Here is a 20,485-nt window from a genome sequence, read left to right on the forward strand (position 1 = left end):
GTCCTTACCCCAATTATATATGTTATAGATTTATCTTTCAAATGCTAATCAAATATATTAATTAAGCACGACCATCTTGAACCATTTGAGCAGAATCTGCAACCATATGATCTACAGCTTTTTGCGCTTTAACACTCATGCCTTCTTCCGCTTCACGTTTTGCATACGCAACATCAACAACTTTATTTGTACCAGCTTTCACGGCCACATTTTCTTCGAAGGATTCGCCTTGACGACCTTCAAGAACAGCGTCAGCCATTTTACCAGCCAACAATTTAACAGCGCGAATAGCGTCATCATTTGCTGGGATTGGGAAATCAACTTCGTCTGGGTCGGAGTTAGTGTCAACTGTTGCAACTACAGGAATACCCAATTTTTTAGCTTCTGCAATTGCGATTTTTTCTTTTTTAGGATCTACTACGAAAAGAGCACCTGGCATTTTAGGCATATCTTTGATACCGCCAAGGTATTTTTCCAATTTATCCATTTCATGACGAAGACCGATAACTTCTTTTTTAGGCAATACTTCGAAAGTACCGTCTTCTGCCATAGCTTCCAATTGTTTTAAACGTTTAATACGAGTTTCAATTGTTTTGAAATTAGTCAACATACCGCCCAACCAACGTTCGTTAACGAAGAACATATTAGCACGGATAGCTTCTTCTTTAATAGCTTCTTGAGCTTGTTTTTTAGTACCTACGAACAAGATTACTTCGCCTTGGGAAGCAACTTCACGCAAGAAATTGTAAGCTTCTTCTACTTTTTTAACTGTTTTAGACAAATCAATGATATAAATACCATTGCGTTCAGTGAAGATGAATTTAGCCATTTTAGGGTTCCATCTTCTAGTCTGATGACCAAAGTGTACACCAGCCTCTAATAATTGTTTCATTGATACTACTGCCATTGTGGCACCTCCTGTTAATTAACCTCCGCCGCTTCATCCTTCGGGTCACCCAAAATTAGGCACAGTACCGAAGTCCACTGACGTGCATATTTTTTATACCTAATAATTCTAACAAAAAATCATGGCAAAAGCAAGCAAGGAGTGAGGAATTCTTTAAGTATTCCTCACTCCTTATTTTAAATACATTCTCTTTCTTATTGATGTACGATCTTATGTTCAAATTTGAATTATAGAATATTATGAAAATATTTATTTAATTATTGCGAATGGATTCAATCATACTTGCACGATTTTCAGCACCAAATACTGCAGAACCAGCAACTAAAACTGTAGCCCCCGCTCTTTTAATCGGTACACAAGTAATATCGTTAATACCACCGTCCACCTCAATGACTGCCGTTGAATTGTCTACTTCTTCTAACAATATCTTAGCTTGTTTAACTTTTTTTATGGCATTCTTAATAAAAGATTGTCCTCCAAATCCTGGATTCACAGACATAATTAAAATCATATCTAAATCTGCAGCTACATCTTCTAGTAGAGATACAGGTGTACTAGGATTCAATGCTACACCAGCCTTCATCCCACACTGCTTGATATGTTGAATCAAACGATGCATATGAGGTACAGTTTCTTGATGAAAAGTAAAATATTCTACACCAATTTTTGCAAATTCTTCTACATAATCACCAGGATTAGTAACCATCAAATGCACATCAAATGGTAATTTTGTATATGGACGAATGGCTTTCACAATGGGAGCACCAAAGGTTAGATTAGGAACAAAGTGTCCATCCATGATGTCGATATGTAATAAATCAGCCCCCGCTGCTTCAATAGATTTTAATTCCTCGCTTAACACCGCAAAATTTGCGGAAAGCATAGATGGTGCAATTTTTATCATATTAAAACCTCTTTCGTTGACTTTCTATATCATTACGTATAGACATATAAGCATCATATCGTCCTTGATGAATATGACCAGCTTCTAGAGCAGCTTTAATCCCACAAATGGGTTCATGTTCATGATAGCAAGGACTAAATTTACAAGTATCAACATATTCACCAAATTCTGGGAATAATGTAGGCAATCTTTCAAGGGAAACATCATTAAATTCAATAGCACTAAATCCAGGTGTATCCATGATAAAAGAATCTGCATCTAAACTATATAAAGAAGCGTGACGAGTAGTATGTTTGCCACGTTTAATCTTATCACTTACCTCCCCAGTCTGGAAGGCGAATTTTGGGTCTACTGCGTTTAAAAGGCTACTCTTACCAACACCAGATGGACCTGCAAAAGCTGTTACCTTATGTTGAAGCACATGACGTAAATCATCGATGCCTGTCATATTATATGTGGATGTCATCAAAACCTTATAACCAATTGATTTATAAAGATCAACCATAGTTTTCGTCTCTGAATCCATCAGGTCACATTTATTGATACATAGCACGATAGGTATATCCGCATGTTCAATCATAACGAGCATTTTATTAAGTAATAGCTCATTAATATCTGGTTCATGGGCAGCCACAACTAATACAACTTGGTCAATATTCGCTACTGCTGGACGTACCATCGAATTATGACGTCCATGGATGGATTCAACGAACCCATCCTCCGAAATCGTAACGCGGTCACCCACAAGTAAACTATAACGACCTTTCTTAAGTCTACCACGAACCTTACATTCATGAATGGTGCCCGTATCATCTTGTACATAAAAGTACCCATTCATATTTTTGACAACAATGCCTGTAATCATAGTACCTCTTATAATGCAGTTTCTTGCACTAATGCACCATTGAGGTACACCTCAATACGTACATTACCTACACCGGACACTTTTCGAACAATACGATCTCCAGGTTTATTGGTATCATCATAAATTACTGCGGAACCTTCATCATCTTTTACGACAATTTTAAGTTCTTGATTTTTAGAACCAGCTGGTACAGTAACATCTATAGTACCAGTTGTTTTATTACCACTGTTTCCATCTTTTTTATCAGATTTCTTTTTATCATCTTTGAACTCAGTCGTAAGATTTAATGTGGAGCCTTCGTCAATTTCATCGCCAGCTTTAATGCTTTGCTCTATAACCACAGATTTTTCTTCCACAGATCCAGATACTTGGTTTACACCTAGTTGAATATTACTCAATGTATCACGAGCATCTTTTAATGTCATACCAACAAGATTAGGTACTTTGACTTTCTTAGCCTTCGCTTTATTTACAACGAGATCAATTGTTGTCCCTTTAGACACTTTAGAATCTCCGGAAGGACTCTGAGCAATGATTACACCATCTTTTTTACCATCTACAGATTGCTGTGTTATTTTCCCCACAACTAAACCTAAATCTTTAAGTCGTTGACGGGCTTGATCCACAGTTAAATCAGTTAAATCTGGCACCGTAATATCGCCTACACCTTTAGAAACCACAAGATGGATTGTTCGTTGCTCTTTAACCTTCTCTCCAGCCCCAGGAGTTTGAGAAATAACTTGACCAGCTGGCACATCTGGATTTGTGACTTCACTTGTAGACACACGCAAATGTTTATCTTCTAAGATATTTTTTGCTACAGAAACTTGTTTGCCTACCACATTAGGTACATCTACTGTTGTATTACTCCAGAAATTACCGTAGCTTAAGAAAGCACCTAAAAATGCTACTAAGAAAATGACAGCAGCACCTAGAACGATGTATTTTTGTGGAATCGATGCAATTTTACTTAACATACTCTTCTTTTTACCCTCTTCTTTTCGTTCTTCTTGAATCGTACTAAGATCTTCAAGTGCTTCAGGATCAACAGCAGGAATCATTTGTGTAGCAAAGTCATATGGTTCATGACGTTGTGTTTTGCCCATCGTAAAACCTTGAGATAATCGCAAATCATTGATCATATCAGAGATAGAATCAAATCGATCAGCAGGATTTTTAGATAATGCTTTCATAACAACAGCTTCTAAAAGCGGAGGAATTGATGGATTATATCGTGTTGGAGGTTCTACCTTCTCACGAACATGTTTTAATGCTACCGCAATTGGTGTTTCCCCTTCAAATGGTACACGACCTGTAAGCATTTCATACAATACAACACCCAATGAATAGATATCTGTATTGCCGTCTACCGGTTTACCACTAGCTTGCTCTGGTGATAAATAGTGTGCTGAACCCAAAATCGAATTCGTATACATAACTGTGTTAGTTGCATTTATTGCACGAGCAATACCGAAATCAGTTACTTTAACGCGCCCCGTATTGGTAATAATAACATTATGTGGCTTTATATCACAATGAACAATGCCCATTGTATGCGCGTGTTCTAAGCCTTCAGCTATGGCGATAGTAAATTTAACAGCCTCATCTATGGACAGTCTTCCATGACGAGTTATATATTTTTTTAAGGTTTCACCATCTACATATTCCATGACAATGTAATGTAGATTTTGATCAAAACCTACATCATACATATTTACAATATTTGGATGATTTAATTTACCTGCCGCTTGTGCTTCTCGTTTAAATCGAGTCACAAATTCATCATCATTTGCAAAATTAGCATGCAATACTTTTATTGCTACTTGTCTACCTAGTAAGGTATCTTCTCCAAGGTATACATCAGCCATTCCACCAACGCCAATTTTATCAACAATTCGGTAGCGGTTATCTAGAAGTATGCCTTTTATATTCATAGTACTCATTATTTCTCCATTTCTAGATTAGATTGTTCCCACCACAATGGTCACATTATCTCCTGCTCCGACTTCATATACAGCTTCCATCAATGATTCAATAACCAACATATCATCATCCGTTGATTGTAATGCAGAGGCAATTACATCATCGGATACATAGCCACTTAATCCATCAGTGCAAAGTAAAATACGATCACCGGGAAGAATAGATTCTACGCCACTATCAACCTCTAAGATTTCATCAACACCAACTGCGCGAGTTAATAAATTCCGTTGAGGGTGATTTAGCATTTCATCCTTTGTAATCTCTCCAGCTGTTAATAATTCTTGTACCATAGAATGATCCGTAGTAATTTGTCGTAAATGACCATCTCTATATACATACAAACGACTATCACCAACACTTGCCCAGTAAAGTTGATTACCATTTATAGCTGTAACTACAGCGGTAGTACCCATACCAGCAAGACGTTCTTCACAAGCAACGCGATTTACAATACGTTGATTAGCGTGAATAATAGCATCACATAAGTCTTGTTGACCTATCGTTTCAAGGGAGGACAAATATTCTTTTATTTCATCTACAGCATAGGTACTTGCAATTTCACCACCGCTATAACCACCCATGCCATCAGTAACAGCACAAATATGGCCATCAATGAAGAAACGGTCCTCGTTACGCTGGCGCACAAGCCCAATTTTACTTAAACCAACAAAATTATTCATGATTCTCCTTTTTCCGACCATGAGCAGCCTTTAACTGCCCACATGCGGCTTGGATTGCATCGCCCATTTCCTTTCGTACCGTTACTGATACACCATAGGAACTGACGATGTCTTTAAATGTATTCATATTCGTAATAGATGGTTTATATAATTCAATATGTTCATTGCCATTAACTGGGATCAAGTTAACATGACAATTTGGGAAAACTTTATAGATTTTCCCCAAAGCATGAGCCTCATCCATAGATGCATTTACAGAATCTATAAGAATATACTCAAAGGTAACACGACGCTGTGTCGTATTATAATAGTATTTTACCGCATCTAAGACTTCCGTCAATTCATAACGTGCCCCAACGGGCATAATACTACGACGAACTTCATTATTTGTAGCATGTAATGAAAGTGCTAAGGTTATTGGCAAACCTTCATCAGCTAATTTATAAATATTAGGAACCCAACCACAAGTGGAAATAGTCATCTTACGATAACTAATATTACAAATCATAGGATCATGTAGTAGTTGTAATGCTTGTAATACATTATCATAATTTTGTAACGGCTCCCCTGCGCCCATAACGACAACAGAATGTATTTCCTCTTTAGTAAGAGCCCCAAATATGACAACTTGTCCAATAATCTCAGCGACTGTTAAATCTCTGTATAAGCCACCTTGTGTAGAAGCACAGAATACACATCCCATAGCACACCCCACTTGAGAGGAAACACATACAGAATACCCATAGTGTTGCTCCATCAAAACTGCTTCCACACGACTTTGATCTGTCATCTCTACAAGAATTTTGCGAGTCTTTCCATCAGGGGCAATAGACTCTGTAATTAATGTAGGTAAAGAAATAACACAATTATCATTTAGCCATTGACGCAAGTCTTTCGGAAATTGTGTCATGTCTTCAAAATCAAAAATATATCTATGATAGATATAGTCAAATAACTGTTTCGCTCGAAACTTTTGTATATTATGGGTCTTAAAGATAGATTGTAATTCTTCTAAAGACTTACCCAATAATTCTATCATGGTGCTCCATTTCTTATATTATGATAAGCGTTTCATGCGAGCCATAAAGAAACCATCCATATGATCTCGCGGTGGATAGGTTGTAATCATACCATCTATAGCTTGTGGTGCCCCTTTATATGATACAGGATCTATGATAAAGTTCTTATGAATTGCCAAGAATTTATTTAGAACAGCTTCATTTTCACCACTATTCATAGTACATGTGGAATATACTAAATATCCATTAACCTTAACCATTTCAGAAGTTTTTTCTAATATTTCAAGCTGTAACGGCGGCAACTCAATAAGTAAAGACTCTGTTTTACGCCAACGCATATCTAATTTCTTTTGTAATATACCTAGACCAGAACAAGGAGCATCAACTAAGACGCGATCAAATTGTTCTTTCCAATTATCAGGTAGATAACGACCATCTTGAAGCTTAGTAGAAATAATAGATACACCTAATCGCTCAGCATTTTGATTAATCAGTTCTAATTTATGGTCGTAAATATCACAACTCATAATAGCTCCTGTATTGTTCATAAGACTTGCCATATGCATAGACTTGCCACCTGGTGCAGCACAACAGTCTAAGATACGCTCTCCTGGTTGAGGATCCACCACATGAGCTACTAACATAGATGCTTTATCCATAAAAGTAATATGACCATCTAAAACAGGTTTGGCTTTTTCTAAATGACCTTGATGTCCATCAATATAAACTACTTCAGGAATATATGTATCCTGTTCTACAATCCAATCTAAATCTTCTAATTCTTTTAAACAATCCTCAATAGATACTTTCACTGTATTTATGCGAGCCGTCAAACGAGGTTGTTCATTAAACCAAGCACAAAGATCTACGGTCTTATCTTTTCCCATTTCTTTTATCCATAAGTTGACAAGCCATAATGGTTGATTGTAAATAAAGGAAATTTCTTCAGCTTCGGACTTAGCTAGTTCACCTATAGAAATGCTATCACTTTCACGTAAAACCGAACGTAAAACAGCATTTACAAAACCAGATAAACCTCTAGTTAGCTTTTTGGCGAGTTTAACAGATTCGTTAACAGCCGCACTTTCAGGAACCTTATCCATATAGATAATTTGATAAATACCAAGTCTAAGAATTTCCACAACCATAGAAGATAGTTTCTTTAAGGGGCGCTTTGCAAAGAAAACAATAATAGCATCCAAATAATTTTTTCTACGAATGACTCCATACACAAGTTCAGTAAAGAATCTTCGATCTAAATCGGATAGATGATATTTCTGTAAATACTCTTGCAACTTAATATTTGCATAGGCGCCATTGCGATTAATATCACTTAATGCTTTTACAGCGAGCAAGCGAATATTCTGTTGTTGATTAGTCTTTACTTCTGTCATCGCTATTCCTACCAATCAATTGTTCTACTACTGCTCGAACACGTTCAGAATCGACTGTTGTATTACAACATGGCCCATTAGGACGTTCATTTAATACCCCAATAACTGGGATGGGAAATACATCAGCCATTCCACTTGCTAAATCTCGTTCGCAAGCTATTGCTACAATAGCTTTTGGGCGTGCTTCCTTTACCTTCATCCGTGCTAAGGTGCCTCCAGTGACAACTATAAATTGACAACCATAGTCCTTAGCCACTTGCAACAAATTACCAACCTGGCATCGCCCACACTGCTTACAATTATATACATCATGTGTAACCTTATGAACACACGAACTTTCTTGTAAACAGTGAGGAGTTAATAATAATATACGTTCTGGATCTACCGTATACATATCTAACATTACTAAATGATTGATTAAATCAATCATAGACTGGCGGAGTTGATCCTTAGTAACCCCTCTCACCTTACCAATCGCCAAAGTTAATGGAAATAATCCATAAATAAACTGATTGGCTAGTCTTAAAACAATAGGATGTAACCGTATAATACCTGTGCTAGCAACAATTAAAGATAAGCACAAAATCCATATAATAGCAATAAGTATAGATATAACTACACTACTTATAATTGATGCAAATGGATGCAATTGTAAAAGTCCTGGTTCTAATATATACATTAGAAAGGCTAGTACTGCTGTGAGCAAAGCACATGTAATAGTTGATAAAATCAAGTATAACGGATACGTTTCGTACTGCTTATATTGAGTCCCCAAAAACGATACCTTCCTTTATTTGATGACCATTTATAAAATCAATTGCAGAAATGCGTTTTTTATTTTCTGGTTGGACTTCTGTTAATAGAATTATATTTCCATCACCACAAAATACACCTAAACCGGCTATTTTAGATACGATTGTACCAGGCACAGTTGTGGCTGATATAGCAATTGGTACATGTTTACCATGAACATCAATCAAACAGTGAGTCGTATCACTGGGAACCACTTCTCCAGACCATACTTTTAAACGTTTTCCATCGAGATATGTATAACATCCAGGTGCTGGATTAAGTCCTCTAATAAGGTTTGCAATTTCATTAGCCGGCTTAGACCAGTCGATCTGCCCCATTTCCTTTGTAATCTTAGTAGTATGTGTAGCCATTGTATCATCTTGTGGTGTAGCCACAATTTCTCCATTAACCCAACGAGTTAATACAGGTACTATAGTTTCACCCCCCAGTACAGCTATACGTTCAAATAACTGTCCTGTCGTTTCACCGGGTAAAATATCTGTCTCCACAATGTCGATGATATCACCTGTATCAAGTCCATCATCCATATGCATTATGGTAACACCCGTTTTAGAGTCTCCATTAAGAATTGCATAGTGAATTGGCGCAGCGCCTCTATAACTAGGTAAAATAGAGGCATGAACATTAATACAACCATATTGCGGCAATCGAATAAGCCAAGGAGGTAAAATTTTACCATACGCAATAACAATCACTACATCTGGTTGTAATGCTTCTAATTCGGCTCTCACTTGTTCATCACGCAAAGTGACTGGTTGATATACAGGCAAGTCATGCTCTAAAGCAGCTACTTTTACAGGGGGCATTTGAACTTGTTTACCACGCCCTTTTTGTTTATCAGGCTGGCAATACACACCGACAATAGAATGACCAGCTTGAATCAAAGCCTCTAAGGTAGGCACAGAAAAGTCTGGTGTCCCCATAAAAACGATGCGTAATTGTTTATTATCAGACAATTTCTTTCTCCTCTGGATGATCAGTAATTAATCGTAAGTTAGTTGCTTTTTCAATAAACAAATGCCCTTCCAAGTGATCAATTTCATGTTGGAAAATACGCGCCAAAAAACCTTCAGCTTTTATAGTTACCTTCTTATTATGTGGATCAATACCTTTAACGGTGACTTTATTAAATCGTTCCACATCTCCGAAATATCCTGGCACACTTAAGCATCCTTCAGGTCCAACTTGAGAACCTTCAGCATGAGTGATTTCAGGGTTAATTAGCGCAATAAGACCACTACCAGATTGGTCATCTACAACGATAATACGTTTAGCTACAGCCACTTGAGGTGCTGCAAGACCAACTCCTTCAGTCTTATACATAGTTTCAGCCATATCATCGATAAGGACTCTAAGTTTTTTATTAACATGTTCTACAGGTTCCGCCACTTGTTTTAAAACGGGATGACCTGCTTTCACAACATCTAATACAGCCATTGATACTCCTACACTACACGGGATCCACGTCAATCAGCAGTCCTTCTTGCATGAAAATCCATGAGTTATATATATATTCTTTCAAATTTGTTAAATCTGTACCGCGAATCATAATAGCTAAACGATACATATCGCGCACTTTTTTTATAGGCGCTTCATAAGGACCATTAATCAAAATATCCTGATCTCCTTTATAAGACTCCAAGTCATCGACAATACGATTTGCTATAGACTCTAATGTTTTCATATCTTGATGACGCACTACCATATGAATCATTTCGCGAAATGGAGGATATCCTAAAGCTTTACGATTTTTAATTTCTTCATTGTAAAAGCCTATATAATCATGAGCCTTACTCTTTATTATAGCATAATTTAAAGGATTATATGTTTGTATTACAACGCTACCCGGTTTTTCACCCCTACCGGCACGTCCAGAGGTTTGAGTAAGTAAATCAAAAGTTCGTTCTGAAGCTGTATAAACAGGAATATTCAAAACTGAATCGGCTGTTAAAATACCAACAGCTGTTACATCTTTAAAGTCATGACCTTTAGATACCATTTGTGTTCCCAACAAAATATCATATTTATGAGCCCCAAAGTCATGTAAAATATCTTCTGCTAATTGCTTATTTTTTGTCACATCTTGATCAAGACGAGCAATGCGGGCCGATTTAAAGTGACGACGTAACTCTTCCTCTACCTTTTGTGTGCCTGAACCAAAAAACTTAATCCTCTTACTATTACATTTGGGACAAACAGTTGGAATTGGTTCATGATGTTCACAATAATGACAACGCAATTCTTCACCAGCTTGGTGATAAACCATAGCTACATCACAATGAGGACACATAATAGTTTCCCCACAATCCCGGCACATAACAAAAGTACTATAACCGCGTCTATTTAACAGAATAATCATTTGATTATGCTCATCCAATGTATGTTGAATTAAGCGACTCATGGCATCAGAAAAAACGGAGTAATTTCCATGAAGAATTTCTTCCTTCATATCTACTATAGTAACCTTCGGCATAGGTTGCTCAAAAATGCGATTTGTCAACTCTAGTAAATGATACTCCCCTTGCTTAGCTTTATAGTACGAAGTAACAGATGGTGTAGCAGAGCCTAAAATAACGGGACAACCATGTGCCTCAGCACGCCACAATGCCACGTTACGTGCATGATATCGAACCATATCCTCTTGTTTATAAGATGGATCATGTTCTTCATCGACCACAATAAGCCCGATATCCTCAGCTGGCGCAAATACGGCAGAACGAGCGCCAATAATAATGTGACTATCCTTACGGCGCAAACGCTCCCAATTATTGTTCCGTTGTTGTACCGTCAATTTACTATGAAATACTACGACTTCGTCACCAAAAGTTTCTACAAATCGTCTCACAATTTGATCAGTCAATATAATTTCAGGTACTAAAATAATAGCCGTCTTATCCTGACTAATACATTTTGCTGTAGCACGTAAATATAATTGAGTCTTACCACTACCAGTGACACCATGAAGTAAAAAGGTTTTATGTTCATGGCTATTCATTGCAGCTTGTATTGGTCCATATACAGCTTGTTGAGCTTCAGTAAGAGGAATATTAACTTCTTCTGTTAAAAGCTCATCAAATGTTGTTTTTGTGGCTTTAAAACGAGCTTCAACGACAATACCTTTAGCTTCACTCACTTGTTTAATGACCATACGAGAATAACCTTTAGCTAGCAGTAATGCCTTAGATGCTCCGCCCACTTCAAGTAAGTATTTTGCTAATTCTCGTTGTTTCTTTTTCCGTTCACTAAATTGTGCCACCGAAAATTCTGGCATAACTACTAACCATTCTTCCTTTGGTGCCTCGTAAGATTTTAATGTCTTATTCACTGTAAACAATCGCAATGCATCGCCATAAGAGAATAAATAATACTCATTTAGACGACGGGCCGTATCCATCATTTCCGGTGTAAACCAAGGTTCACTATCTAATACTTGCACAATATTTCGTAAAGTGAACTCTGGTGGCTCAACTAACTCGTCGTAACCAATAAGAATGCCTTCTTCACGACTATGTCCTAAAGGAATGAGTACGCGCGTACCAGGCAAAACATTACCAAACTTTTCAGGCATTAAATAGCTCAAAGATTTATGAAGTTGTTTGGCTGGTCTGTTAATTATAACTTGTGCTACGCGCATACATTATTTCCTTTCGTTTATTATAAAAGGTCTCAGTAGAAATTCTACCAAGACCTTTTGTATTATAAGCCAGCTTCTTCTTTTAGAATTTGTGCTTTATCTGTACGTTCCCAAGGTAAATCCACATCAGTTCTACCAAAGTGACCATACGCTGCAGTTTTACGATAATGAGGCTTTAACAAATCAAGCATTTCAATGATTCCTGCTGGACGAAGGTCGAAATGTTTTTTAACAAGCTCTTGAATTTTTGTTTCCTCTATGCGACCTGTACCAAAAGTATCAACTAAAATAGATACAGGATGAGCAACCCCAATTGCATAAGCAACTTGCACTTCACATTTATCAGCAAGACCTGCTGCTACAACATTTTTAGCTACATAACGCGCTGCGTATGCTGCAGAACGGTCCACTTTAGATGGATCCTTACCAGAAAATGCACCGCCACCATGACGGGCCATACCACCGTATGTATCTACAATAATTTTACGGCCAGTTAAACCAGCATCACCATGAGGGCCTCCAATTACGAAACGACCAGTTGGATTGATGAAGTATTTAGTATTTTCATCAACGAATTCAGCAGGCAACGCTGCGTCAATTACATAACGCTTCAAATCGGCTTTAATTTGTTCTTGGGTCACTTCAGGGCTATGTTGCGTAGAAATAACAATTGTATCAATGCGCTTAGGTTTACCATCAACATATTCTACAGTAACTTGAGTTTTACCGTCTGGACGTAAGTAAGTTAAAGTCCCATCCTTACGAACTTCTGTAAGTCGACGAGATAAACGATGTGCCAAGGAAATTGGCAAAGGCATGAGTTCAGGTGTTTCATTAGATGCATAGCCAAACATCATACCTTGGTCACCAGCACCGATTTTATCAAGCACTTCACCATTGCCATCTTTTGATTCAAGTGCTTCATCAACGCCCATGGCGATATCCGCAGATTGTTCATCGATGGATACAAGTACACCACAAGTATCACAATCAAAACCAAATTTTGCACGAGTATAACCAATTTCACGAATTGTATCACGTACGATGCGAGGAATATCAACATATGTGTGAGTAGAAATTTCACCTACTACATGAACTAAACCAGTAGTAACTAAAGTTTCACAAGCCACACGAGCAGTTGGATCCTTTTCAATAATCGCATCCAAAACAGCATCAGAAATTTGATCAGCTATTTTATCTGGATGGCCTTCAGTAACAGATTCAGAAGTAAAAAACATATGTTTTTCAGCCATTTTATCCTCCTAATACGAAAAAAGTCTCTCATGCACTCATGAGAGACCCTCCCATCTAACGACATTTGTCATAGGAATTAGCACCTTTTCCGCTTGGAATGGTTGCTGTAGCTTCACAGGGCCTATCCCTCCACTACTCTTGATGAGTTACAAAAATATTATAGTGTATTTACAGTGAGAAAGCAAGTCATTATTATACCTCTCTTGCCTCTTTTAAAGCTAAATCATGTTCGGCCTTATGAAGGGCACTTTCAAACTGACGATACATATGATGACGGCCCAGAATATCCAAGAAATCAGATTTATACATCTCTCTACGTATATCGTAACTCACATCACTAAGCAAAACTTCTATGCCTCTTTTTTGAAGTTCTTCAATAATACCTCGTAAAATACGTAAACCCGTTAAATCTACAAATGGTACTTTTACAAAACGAATGATTAAATATTTAGGATCTTTATGTATAGAGTTTAACGCTCTATCAAATGCACTTATAGCACCAAAGAATAATGGGCCTTCTACAGTGTATACCATTATTTCTGGATGGATTGTAATCTCATGCCTAATCTGTGCTGATAATTCGGCACTACTTGCTTCATGCACATCAATTGTATTAACCATTTTGCGCATGAACTGCAACACTGCAAGAACTACACCTACATTTACAGCTACTACTAAATCCGTAAAAATCGTCAGGAAAAAAGTAAGCAATAATATTACTTGATCTGGACGAGGTGCGAGAATAAGCATCTGTATGAAACGTGGTACATCACTCATATTATAGGCTACTACAAATAATATAGCTGCCATAGATGTCAATGGAATATATATTGCATATGGAGCTAAAAATAAAAGGATAGCCCCTAATGTAATGGCATGAACAATCCCTGCCACCGGAGAATTACCGCCTTGTCGAATATTTGTAGCAGTTCGCGCAATAGCACCGGTTGATGCAATTCCACCAAACAATGGCGCAAATATATTAGCTAATCCTTGTCCAAATAGTTCAGTATTAGATTCATGCTTGGTTCCACTCATACCATCAGCAACAACTGCAGACAATAAGGATTCAATAGCGCCTAGCATAGCAATTGTAAAAGCTGGACCAATTAAGGATAAGATTTTATCAAAGCTCAATTTGGGTACAGAAAATTCTGACAAACCTTGAGGTATACCACCAAAAGCACTGCCAATGGTTAAAACCGTAGGAAATTGGTAGATGGCTTGAATAACCGTAGCAACAACCATAGCTACAATAGGAGCTGGAACTTTATTGATATATGGGATTTTAGGTGAAACTAACAGTAGACTTAAGCTTAAGAGCGCAATACCCAATGTAGGTAAGTCAGAGTATGGTAAGGACTGAATCATAGCCCATAATTTTTCATGGAAATGAGCCATATACGGCAACTGCGGAAAGCCAAAGAAATATGGCCATTGCCCCACCCAAATTGTAACACCAATACCCGCTGTAAAACCCATAATAACAGGTGTGGGTATAAACCGTATAACCGTTCCTAACTTTGCAACGCTCATTAAAACGAGAATAATCCCTGCCATCATGGTCGCAATTTGTAAGCCTTCAAAGCCATAATTGACAACGATACTGCTCAATAGAACGATAAATGCCCCTGTAGGGCCCGCAATCTGAACAGGGGAGCCACCAAACAAGGATACAAATATACCTGCAATGATTGCCGTATAAATGCCCGCCTGCGGTGTAACTCCACTAGCAATAGCAAAGGCCATTGCTAAAGGCAGAGCCACAACCCCTACGACCAATCCGGCGATAATATTATTACTCCATTTTCCTTTTCCTAATGAGCCGTCTAAATATGCTTTTTGTATAGCAAACATGTAAGAAAAACACACCCTTTTTAAAACAACACACACAAGAATTAATTTATGTCAGTTCTGTTTGCTACTAAATCAATAACTTCTCTAAGGATATGTCGAGCAAGGTCAGATTTTTTCATATTAGGCATTTCTTTAGGCTCTTTATCAGGATATAAAAAATAGCCTTCATTCGTATCTACATTAAAACCTGCATTCGATTTGCTTACATCATTGGCTACAAGCATATCTAGATTTTTTTTAGCCACTTTATCCTGACCATACTTGATTACATGTTCTGTTTCTGCCGCAAAACCAACAAGAATTTGATGACTTTTTTTAGAGCCCAACCCTTGTAGAATATCTGGATTTTTTACAAGTTCTATGGTCATAGACTCCATTTTTTTTATTTTTTGCTCTGCTTTATGAAGGACTCTAAAGTCAGAAACAGCGGCAGCCATAATAACTACATTAACATCATTAAAACGAGCTTCAACAGCCTCCTGCATAGATACCGCGGAATCTACAGAAATAAAGTCTACGCCATTTGGTATAGGCAAGGATGTGGGAGCACTTACTAATATAACTTTAGCCCCCATGCGTGCAGCCTGTTCTGCAATGGCATACCCCATCTTACCGCTAGAACGATTTCCAATATACCGAACAGGATCAATACTCTCCTGTGTTCCGCCAGCTGTAACAAGTATAGTAGTACCTTCAAACTCATTGGTACTGCACATTTTAGCTTCTAGCCAATCCACAATTGCTTTGGGCTCCGGTAAACGTCCTACACCAGTGATGCCACAAGCTAACCAACCTTCTGCAGGGTCCATAATATGGTAGCCCAAAGAACGTAATCCTTCTAAATTGCGTTGAGTAATAGGATTATTATACATTTCTGTATTCATAGCAGGACAAAGGTACTTAGGTGCTGTGGTGGCCATAATTGTTGTAGTTAACATATCATCAGCAATGCCTGCATAAATTTTTCCGATCACATTTGCTGTTGCAGGCACAACTACATATGCATCTGCCCAAGTGGCCAGTGCAATATGTTCTACATCCCACTGATGAACTTGTTCAAACATTTCTAAAGCTACAGGATGTCCACTAATTTCACCAAATGTTAAAGGTGACGCAATATGCGTTGCATTTTGTGTCATTACAACCTTTACTTCAGCCCCTTTTTTACGAAGTCTGCTTACCACTTCAATTGCCTTATACGCTGCAATACCTGCAGATACTGCGACAATGATATGTTTTCCGCGCATGTTCTTCTCCTTTTAAAAATTCCTTGTATCAATGATACAAGGAATTGATTTTTTATTTAATGCCTTCTTTAGTGCGTTTATATGTCACTTCACCTTCAGCAATTTCATAAAATGCCAAAGATACAGGCTTGTCAGTCGCATGTGTAGATTCTGCTAAGCAAGGTTCGCCATCTGTTAATTCGCGAGCGCGTTTAGCCGCTAAAGTCACCAATGTATATTTGCTATCTACTTGGCTTTCCAATTTTTTTAATGGAGGTTTTACCATCATACTATCACTTCTCCTTAGACTCTTGATATTGTTTATAAATATATTGAATTTGCTCTTTATTACGACTAATCTTACAAGATTCAGCTCGCAAGATAGAAGCAACCTTTTCAGAAGCCTCTGCTAAATCATCATTTACGACGATATAGTCATAGCGATGAGCTAAGGCCAATTCTGAACAAGCCAATGACAATCGTTTATCAATGACTTCTTTAGCATCTGTGCCACGATTATGTAAACGTTCAGATAACTCAGATAGTGACGGCGGTACAATGTAAATAAATACAGCATCGCTAAAACGTTCCTTAACCTGCATAGCGCCTTGAATATCGATTTCTAATAGTACACTTTTCCCATCATCTAATAAATCCATTACATGCTGTTTTGGAGTACCATAGTAATTATCATATACCTTAGCATATTCTAAGAATGCGTCTTCACTAAGTAAAGACTCAAATTCATCTTTAGAGCGGAAGAAATAGTTAATTCCTTCCCTTTCACCCACACGTGGAGCACGGGTTGTCATAGAAACGGAATAAACTAAATTAGGCATTTCTTTACGAATATTCGCACAAATCGTACCTTTACCTGCGCCAGATGGCCCGGATATAACGATTAATAATCCTCTGTCTGACATATGCACTCCTATGATTCCACTGTATCTACATCCACATCATGTTGCACAAGTCGATGTGCTACGGTTTCAGGTTGAATTGCAGATAATACAATTTGACCACTATCCATAACTAATACAGCACGTGTCTTACGACCATATGTGGCATCAATGAGCAATCCCTTATCTCTAGCATCTTGAACCATCCGCTTTATAGGGGCGGATTCAGGACTAATAATAGCCATAACACGGTTAGCAGATACCATATTACCAAAGCCTATATTCAGTAATTGAATACTCATTCATAGACCTCCTATTACTCTACATTCTGTACTTGTTCTCTAATTTTCTCTAACTCACATTTAAGTTGAACCACAAACTCAGTAATAATCGAATCCATTGCTTTGGAGCCGATTGTATTTACCTCACGATTCATTTCTTGCAAAATAAAATCAATCTTACGACCGATTGAATTTGTATCTGCAAGTGTATTTTTTAATTGTACCACATGAGAGGTAAATCGGACAATCTCTTCCGTAATATCCGTCTTATCAGCTAATAGAGCAATTTCTTGTATAAAACGATCTTCACTAATACTCGCTTCTAAAGAAATTAAATATTCCTGAATCTTAGTTTTTATATGCTCCCGATATGCTTCTACAGCACCAGCTTTATTAGTGTCTATTTTAGTAATTATATATTCAAGTGTTCCGATACGTTCTAATAAATCCTGATTGATATGTTGACCTTCCGCAGTTCGCATTGCTATTAAAGCATCTAATGCTTGAGTAGTTGCTTCTTTTACAATATCTGAAAGTACCTCTTCAGCAATTGGTGTATCTTGTTGTTGAATCCATTCGTTAGAAATCGAATTTACAGCTTGTAAAGGTACCTTTTTGGGGTTATCATAGAACTCCTCTTGTACCAATAACTCTTGTATCTGCTTTCTCAATACACTATTAATAGTGAAAGTTTTAGGTCGCTCTCCTGCATCTAAAATAGAAACTGATACCTCAACCTTACCACGAGTAATGCGATCTTGTATCATTCCACGAATAATACTTTCAAAAGGATTCATTTGTTTTGGACTACGAATAAATAGATCCAAGAAGCGTGCATTTACGGACTTAATTTCTACAGTACAGGTAATACCATCTTTGGTTGCTGTGCCAGAACCAAAACCGGTCATACTTTTCATAAGTCATCCTCCTTAGTAGTTTTTATTATTGTACCACGAATTACACAATCCGTGTTAAATACTAAGAATTATATGTACACTATGGTATACTAAACTATACTTCTAAATATATTTGAAAGGAGTACTATGAATTTAGACGGACTCACCATGTCTGTACTTGCTAAAGAAATAAACGAGCGATTACAAACAGGTCAAATACAAAAGCTATATCAAATAGATAAAACTACATTATTATTTAAAATTCGAGCACTCAACGAAGACCAAAACTTGATCATTACCGTAGGTGCTACACCAGCAATGTATCTTAGTCAACCACTGCAAGATTTACCAAAAGAACCAAGCTCACTTTGTATGTTCTTACGAAAGCATATTGAAGGTAGCCGCATTGTAAAGGTGGAACAAATCAATGGCGACCGAATCATGTGCATCCAAACGGATAAACTTGAAATGGACGGTTCCATTACGAGTACATATATTTATGTTGAATTAATGGGCAAATATTCCAATTGTATTTTTGTACAAGACGGTATTATTTTAGAATCTTTAATTCACGTCTCTCCACTCATGAACCGTGAACGTTCTATTAGTCCAAAGCTACAGTATGATTTACCACCAAATGCTAATCGCGTAAGTTTAATGGACTTTGATAATAATGAAATAAAAAATCTACTTACTTCCTTTGGTAATGGTTCTGTGCAGCAATCTATTCGAGCTATCTTTAACGGTTTTGGTAAACCTTTATTGGATGAGCTTTTATATATTTCCAAATTAAGTGGTGAAGAAATCATAACTGATTTAGATACTTCTCAACTAGATACACTTGCTAAAGCCTTGTACGACCTCAAGGTAAAACTCGAAAATAGCAAAGGTTTGTTTACTTTAGTCAACGATAACAATAAAAAAGCTTACGCAAGTATTTTATTACATAACTATAAGGTATTAAAAGAATACAACACTATTTCTGAAGCCTTAGAGGAATCCATTCATAATACAAAAGCAATTCATACAGCTGATAAAGAGTTAGAAAAAATCTTAACAGCAGCCATCAAAAAGGAAGAAGGTCGCCATCAAAAGATCAAAGATGAATTAGAAGATACTAAGAAAATGGAAACCTATAAATTATATGGTGATCTTCTAATGATAAATGCACACCTTCAAGTGCAATATGAGCCTTCTATTGAATTGCAAAATCTTCTTTCCGAAGAAAACGAAATCTTAACTATTCCTTTAAAGCCAAACTTAACGATTGTGGAAAATGCACAATGGTATTATAAGCTTTATACAAAACTAAAAAATCGTATGGTTAGCGGCGAGTACCAACTCAATGCTAGTACCACAAAACTAGCATACTTACAATCCATTCTGTACAGTATCTCCTTAGCCACTACTCGTGAAAGCTTAGAAGAAATACGCAAAGAATGCATGGATGCAGGTATCATAAAAAAATCAAAAAAACCATTATCTTACAAGCTTGGCAAATCTAACTACATTCACTTAACAATTGATGAAGGTGAAATATTCATCGGTCGTAACAATCAACAAAACGAATATTTAACACACCGATTTGCAAAGCCAACTGACATTTGGTTCCATACACAAGATATCCAAGGTTCGCACCTTATTTTGAGACTCAATGTTGAGCCAGACGATATGATTCTATCTAAAGTAGCACAATATGCAGCCTACTTTAGTAAGGCTCGTGATACTAGTAAGGTTCCTGTAGATTATACATACATAAAAAATATCAAAAAGCCACCTGGATCTCCTTTGGGATTTGTTATTTTTAATACCCATCAAACTATGATTGTGGAACCTAAAAAACCAGAAAGCTATAGAGAATGATAAAAGCGAA

General features: G+C 37.1%; 19 protein-coding genes and 1 riboswitch. Of the genes, 1 reads left to right on the forward strand and 18 read right to left on the reverse strand.

The features are described from left to right. Nucleotides 1–61: 61 nt before the first annotated feature. From rpsB to E7L28_RS02750, 18 genes are all read right to left on the reverse strand, one after another. Nucleotides 62–907, reverse strand: coding sequence for a 30S ribosomal protein S2 (gene rpsB / locus E7L28_RS02665; protein ID WP_316603741.1), 846 nt, complete (start codon nt 905–907; stop codon nt 62–64). A gap of 253 nt (nt 908–1,160) precedes the next feature. Beyond that, the gene (rpe, locus tag E7L28_RS02670; RefSeq protein ID WP_316101665.1) at nt 1,161–1,811 is read right to left on the reverse strand and encodes a ribulose-phosphate 3-epimerase; all 651 of its coding nucleotides are present in this window, start codon (nt 1,809–1,811) and stop codon (nt 1,161–1,163) included. 1 nt (nt 1,812) lies between these two features. Continuing rightward, nucleotides 1,813–2,676, reverse strand: a complete 864-nt coding sequence (gene rsgA, locus E7L28_RS02675; RefSeq protein WP_278471524.1) for a ribosome small subunit-dependent GTPase A — start codon at nt 2,674–2,676, stop codon at nt 1,813–1,815. 8 nt (nt 2,677–2,684) lie between these two features. Next, on the reverse strand, nt 2,685–4,610 hold the full coding sequence (pknB, locus tag E7L28_RS02680; RefSeq protein WP_316691841.1) for a Stk1 family PASTA domain-containing Ser/Thr kinase: 1,926 nt from the start codon (nt 4,608–4,610) through the stop codon (nt 2,685–2,687). Nucleotides 4,611–4,637: 27 nt separating this feature from the next. Beyond that, the gene (locus E7L28_RS02685) at nt 4,638–5,339 is read right to left on the reverse strand and encodes a Stp1/IreP family PP2C-type Ser/Thr phosphatase (protein ID WP_004697417.1); all 702 of its coding nucleotides are present in this window, start codon (nt 5,337–5,339) and stop codon (nt 4,638–4,640) included. Beyond that, nucleotides 5,332–6,378 carry a dual-specificity RNA methyltransferase RlmN gene (gene rlmN, locus E7L28_RS02690; protein WP_316691837.1) on the reverse strand — a complete coding sequence of 349 codons (1,047 nt, stop codon included), beginning with the start codon at nt 6,376–6,378 and terminating at the stop codon, nt 5,332–5,334. Before rlmN ends, E7L28_RS02685 begins: the two co-directional genes overlap by 8 nt. 18 nt (nt 6,379–6,396) lie before the next feature. Then, the gene (rsmB, locus tag E7L28_RS02695) at nt 6,397–7,752 is read right to left on the reverse strand and encodes a 16S rRNA (cytosine(967)-C(5))-methyltransferase RsmB (protein WP_316604003.1); all 1,356 of its coding nucleotides are present in this window, start codon (nt 7,750–7,752) and stop codon (nt 6,397–6,399) included. Continuing rightward, complete coding sequence (locus E7L28_RS02700) at nt 7,733–8,527, reverse strand: DUF116 domain-containing protein (RefSeq protein ID WP_316604004.1); 795 nt, start codon at nt 8,525–8,527, stop codon at nt 7,733–7,735. Before E7L28_RS02700 ends, rsmB begins: the two co-directional genes overlap by 20 nt. Then, on the reverse strand, nt 8,511–9,521 hold the full coding sequence (gene fmt / locus E7L28_RS02705; RefSeq protein ID WP_012864310.1) for a methionyl-tRNA formyltransferase: 1,011 nt from the start codon (nt 9,519–9,521) through the stop codon (nt 8,511–8,513). Before fmt ends, E7L28_RS02700 begins: the two co-directional genes overlap by 17 nt. Further along, nucleotides 9,514–10,002, reverse strand: a complete 489-nt coding sequence (gene def / locus E7L28_RS02710; RefSeq protein ID WP_012864309.1) for a peptide deformylase — start codon at nt 10,000–10,002, stop codon at nt 9,514–9,516. Before def ends, fmt begins: the two co-directional genes overlap by 8 nt. A gap of 13 nt (nt 10,003–10,015) precedes the next feature. Next, the gene (gene priA / locus E7L28_RS02715; RefSeq protein WP_316604005.1) at nt 10,016–12,199 is read right to left on the reverse strand and encodes a replication restart helicase PriA; all 2,184 of its coding nucleotides are present in this window, start codon (nt 12,197–12,199) and stop codon (nt 10,016–10,018) included. Nucleotides 12,200–12,261: 62 nt separating this feature from the next. Continuing rightward, a complete protein-coding gene (gene metK, locus E7L28_RS02720; RefSeq protein WP_004695665.1) occupies nt 12,262–13,452 on the reverse strand; it encodes a methionine adenosyltransferase in 1,191 nt (396 codons plus the stop codon). 48 nt (nt 13,453–13,500) lie between these two features. After that, a riboswitch (SAM riboswitch) is annotated at nt 13,501–13,601 on the reverse strand. A 44-nt stretch (nt 13,602–13,645) separates the two neighbouring features. Further along, nucleotides 13,646–15,310, reverse strand: a complete 1,665-nt coding sequence (locus E7L28_RS02725; protein ID WP_316604006.1) for a SulP family inorganic anion transporter — start codon at nt 15,308–15,310, stop codon at nt 13,646–13,648. A 41-nt stretch (nt 15,311–15,351) separates the two neighbouring features. Beyond that, entirely contained in the window at nt 15,352–16,557 is a 1,206-nt protein-coding gene (gene coaBC, locus E7L28_RS02730) for a bifunctional phosphopantothenoylcysteine decarboxylase/phosphopantothenate--cysteine ligase CoaBC (protein WP_278457546.1), read from the reverse strand. 52 nt (nt 16,558–16,609) lie between these two features. After that, the gene (rpoZ, locus tag E7L28_RS02735) at nt 16,610–16,825 is read right to left on the reverse strand and encodes a DNA-directed RNA polymerase subunit omega (RefSeq protein ID WP_004695660.1); all 216 of its coding nucleotides are present in this window, start codon (nt 16,823–16,825) and stop codon (nt 16,610–16,612) included. A 4-nt stretch (nt 16,826–16,829) separates the two neighbouring features. Continuing rightward, nucleotides 16,830–17,459 carry a guanylate kinase gene (gmk, locus tag E7L28_RS02740; RefSeq protein WP_004697194.1) on the reverse strand — a complete coding sequence of 210 codons (630 nt, stop codon included), beginning with the start codon at nt 17,457–17,459 and terminating at the stop codon, nt 16,830–16,832. 8 nt (nt 17,460–17,467) lie between these two features. Beyond that, nucleotides 17,468–17,737, reverse strand: a complete 270-nt coding sequence (gene remA, locus E7L28_RS02745) for an extracellular matrix/biofilm regulator RemA (RefSeq protein WP_004695657.1) — start codon at nt 17,735–17,737, stop codon at nt 17,468–17,470. A 14-nt stretch (nt 17,738–17,751) separates the two neighbouring features. Beyond that, a complete protein-coding gene (locus E7L28_RS02750) occupies nt 17,752–18,633 on the reverse strand; it encodes a YicC/YloC family endoribonuclease (protein ID WP_012864304.1) in 882 nt (293 codons plus the stop codon). Between the two features lie 126 nt (nt 18,634–18,759). Between E7L28_RS02750 and E7L28_RS02755 the strand changes: the two genes are divergently transcribed. Then, nucleotides 18,760–20,475: an Rqc2 family fibronectin-binding protein gene (locus E7L28_RS02755; protein WP_316059867.1), complete on the forward strand. Its 1,716-nt coding sequence runs from the start codon at nt 18,760–18,762 to the stop codon at nt 20,473–20,475. Nucleotides 20,476–20,485 lie beyond the last annotated feature (10 nt).

Source organism: Veillonella parvula (assembly GCF_032575955.1).
GTDB lineage: Bacteria > Bacillota > Negativicutes > Veillonellales > Veillonellaceae > Veillonella > Veillonella parvula_J.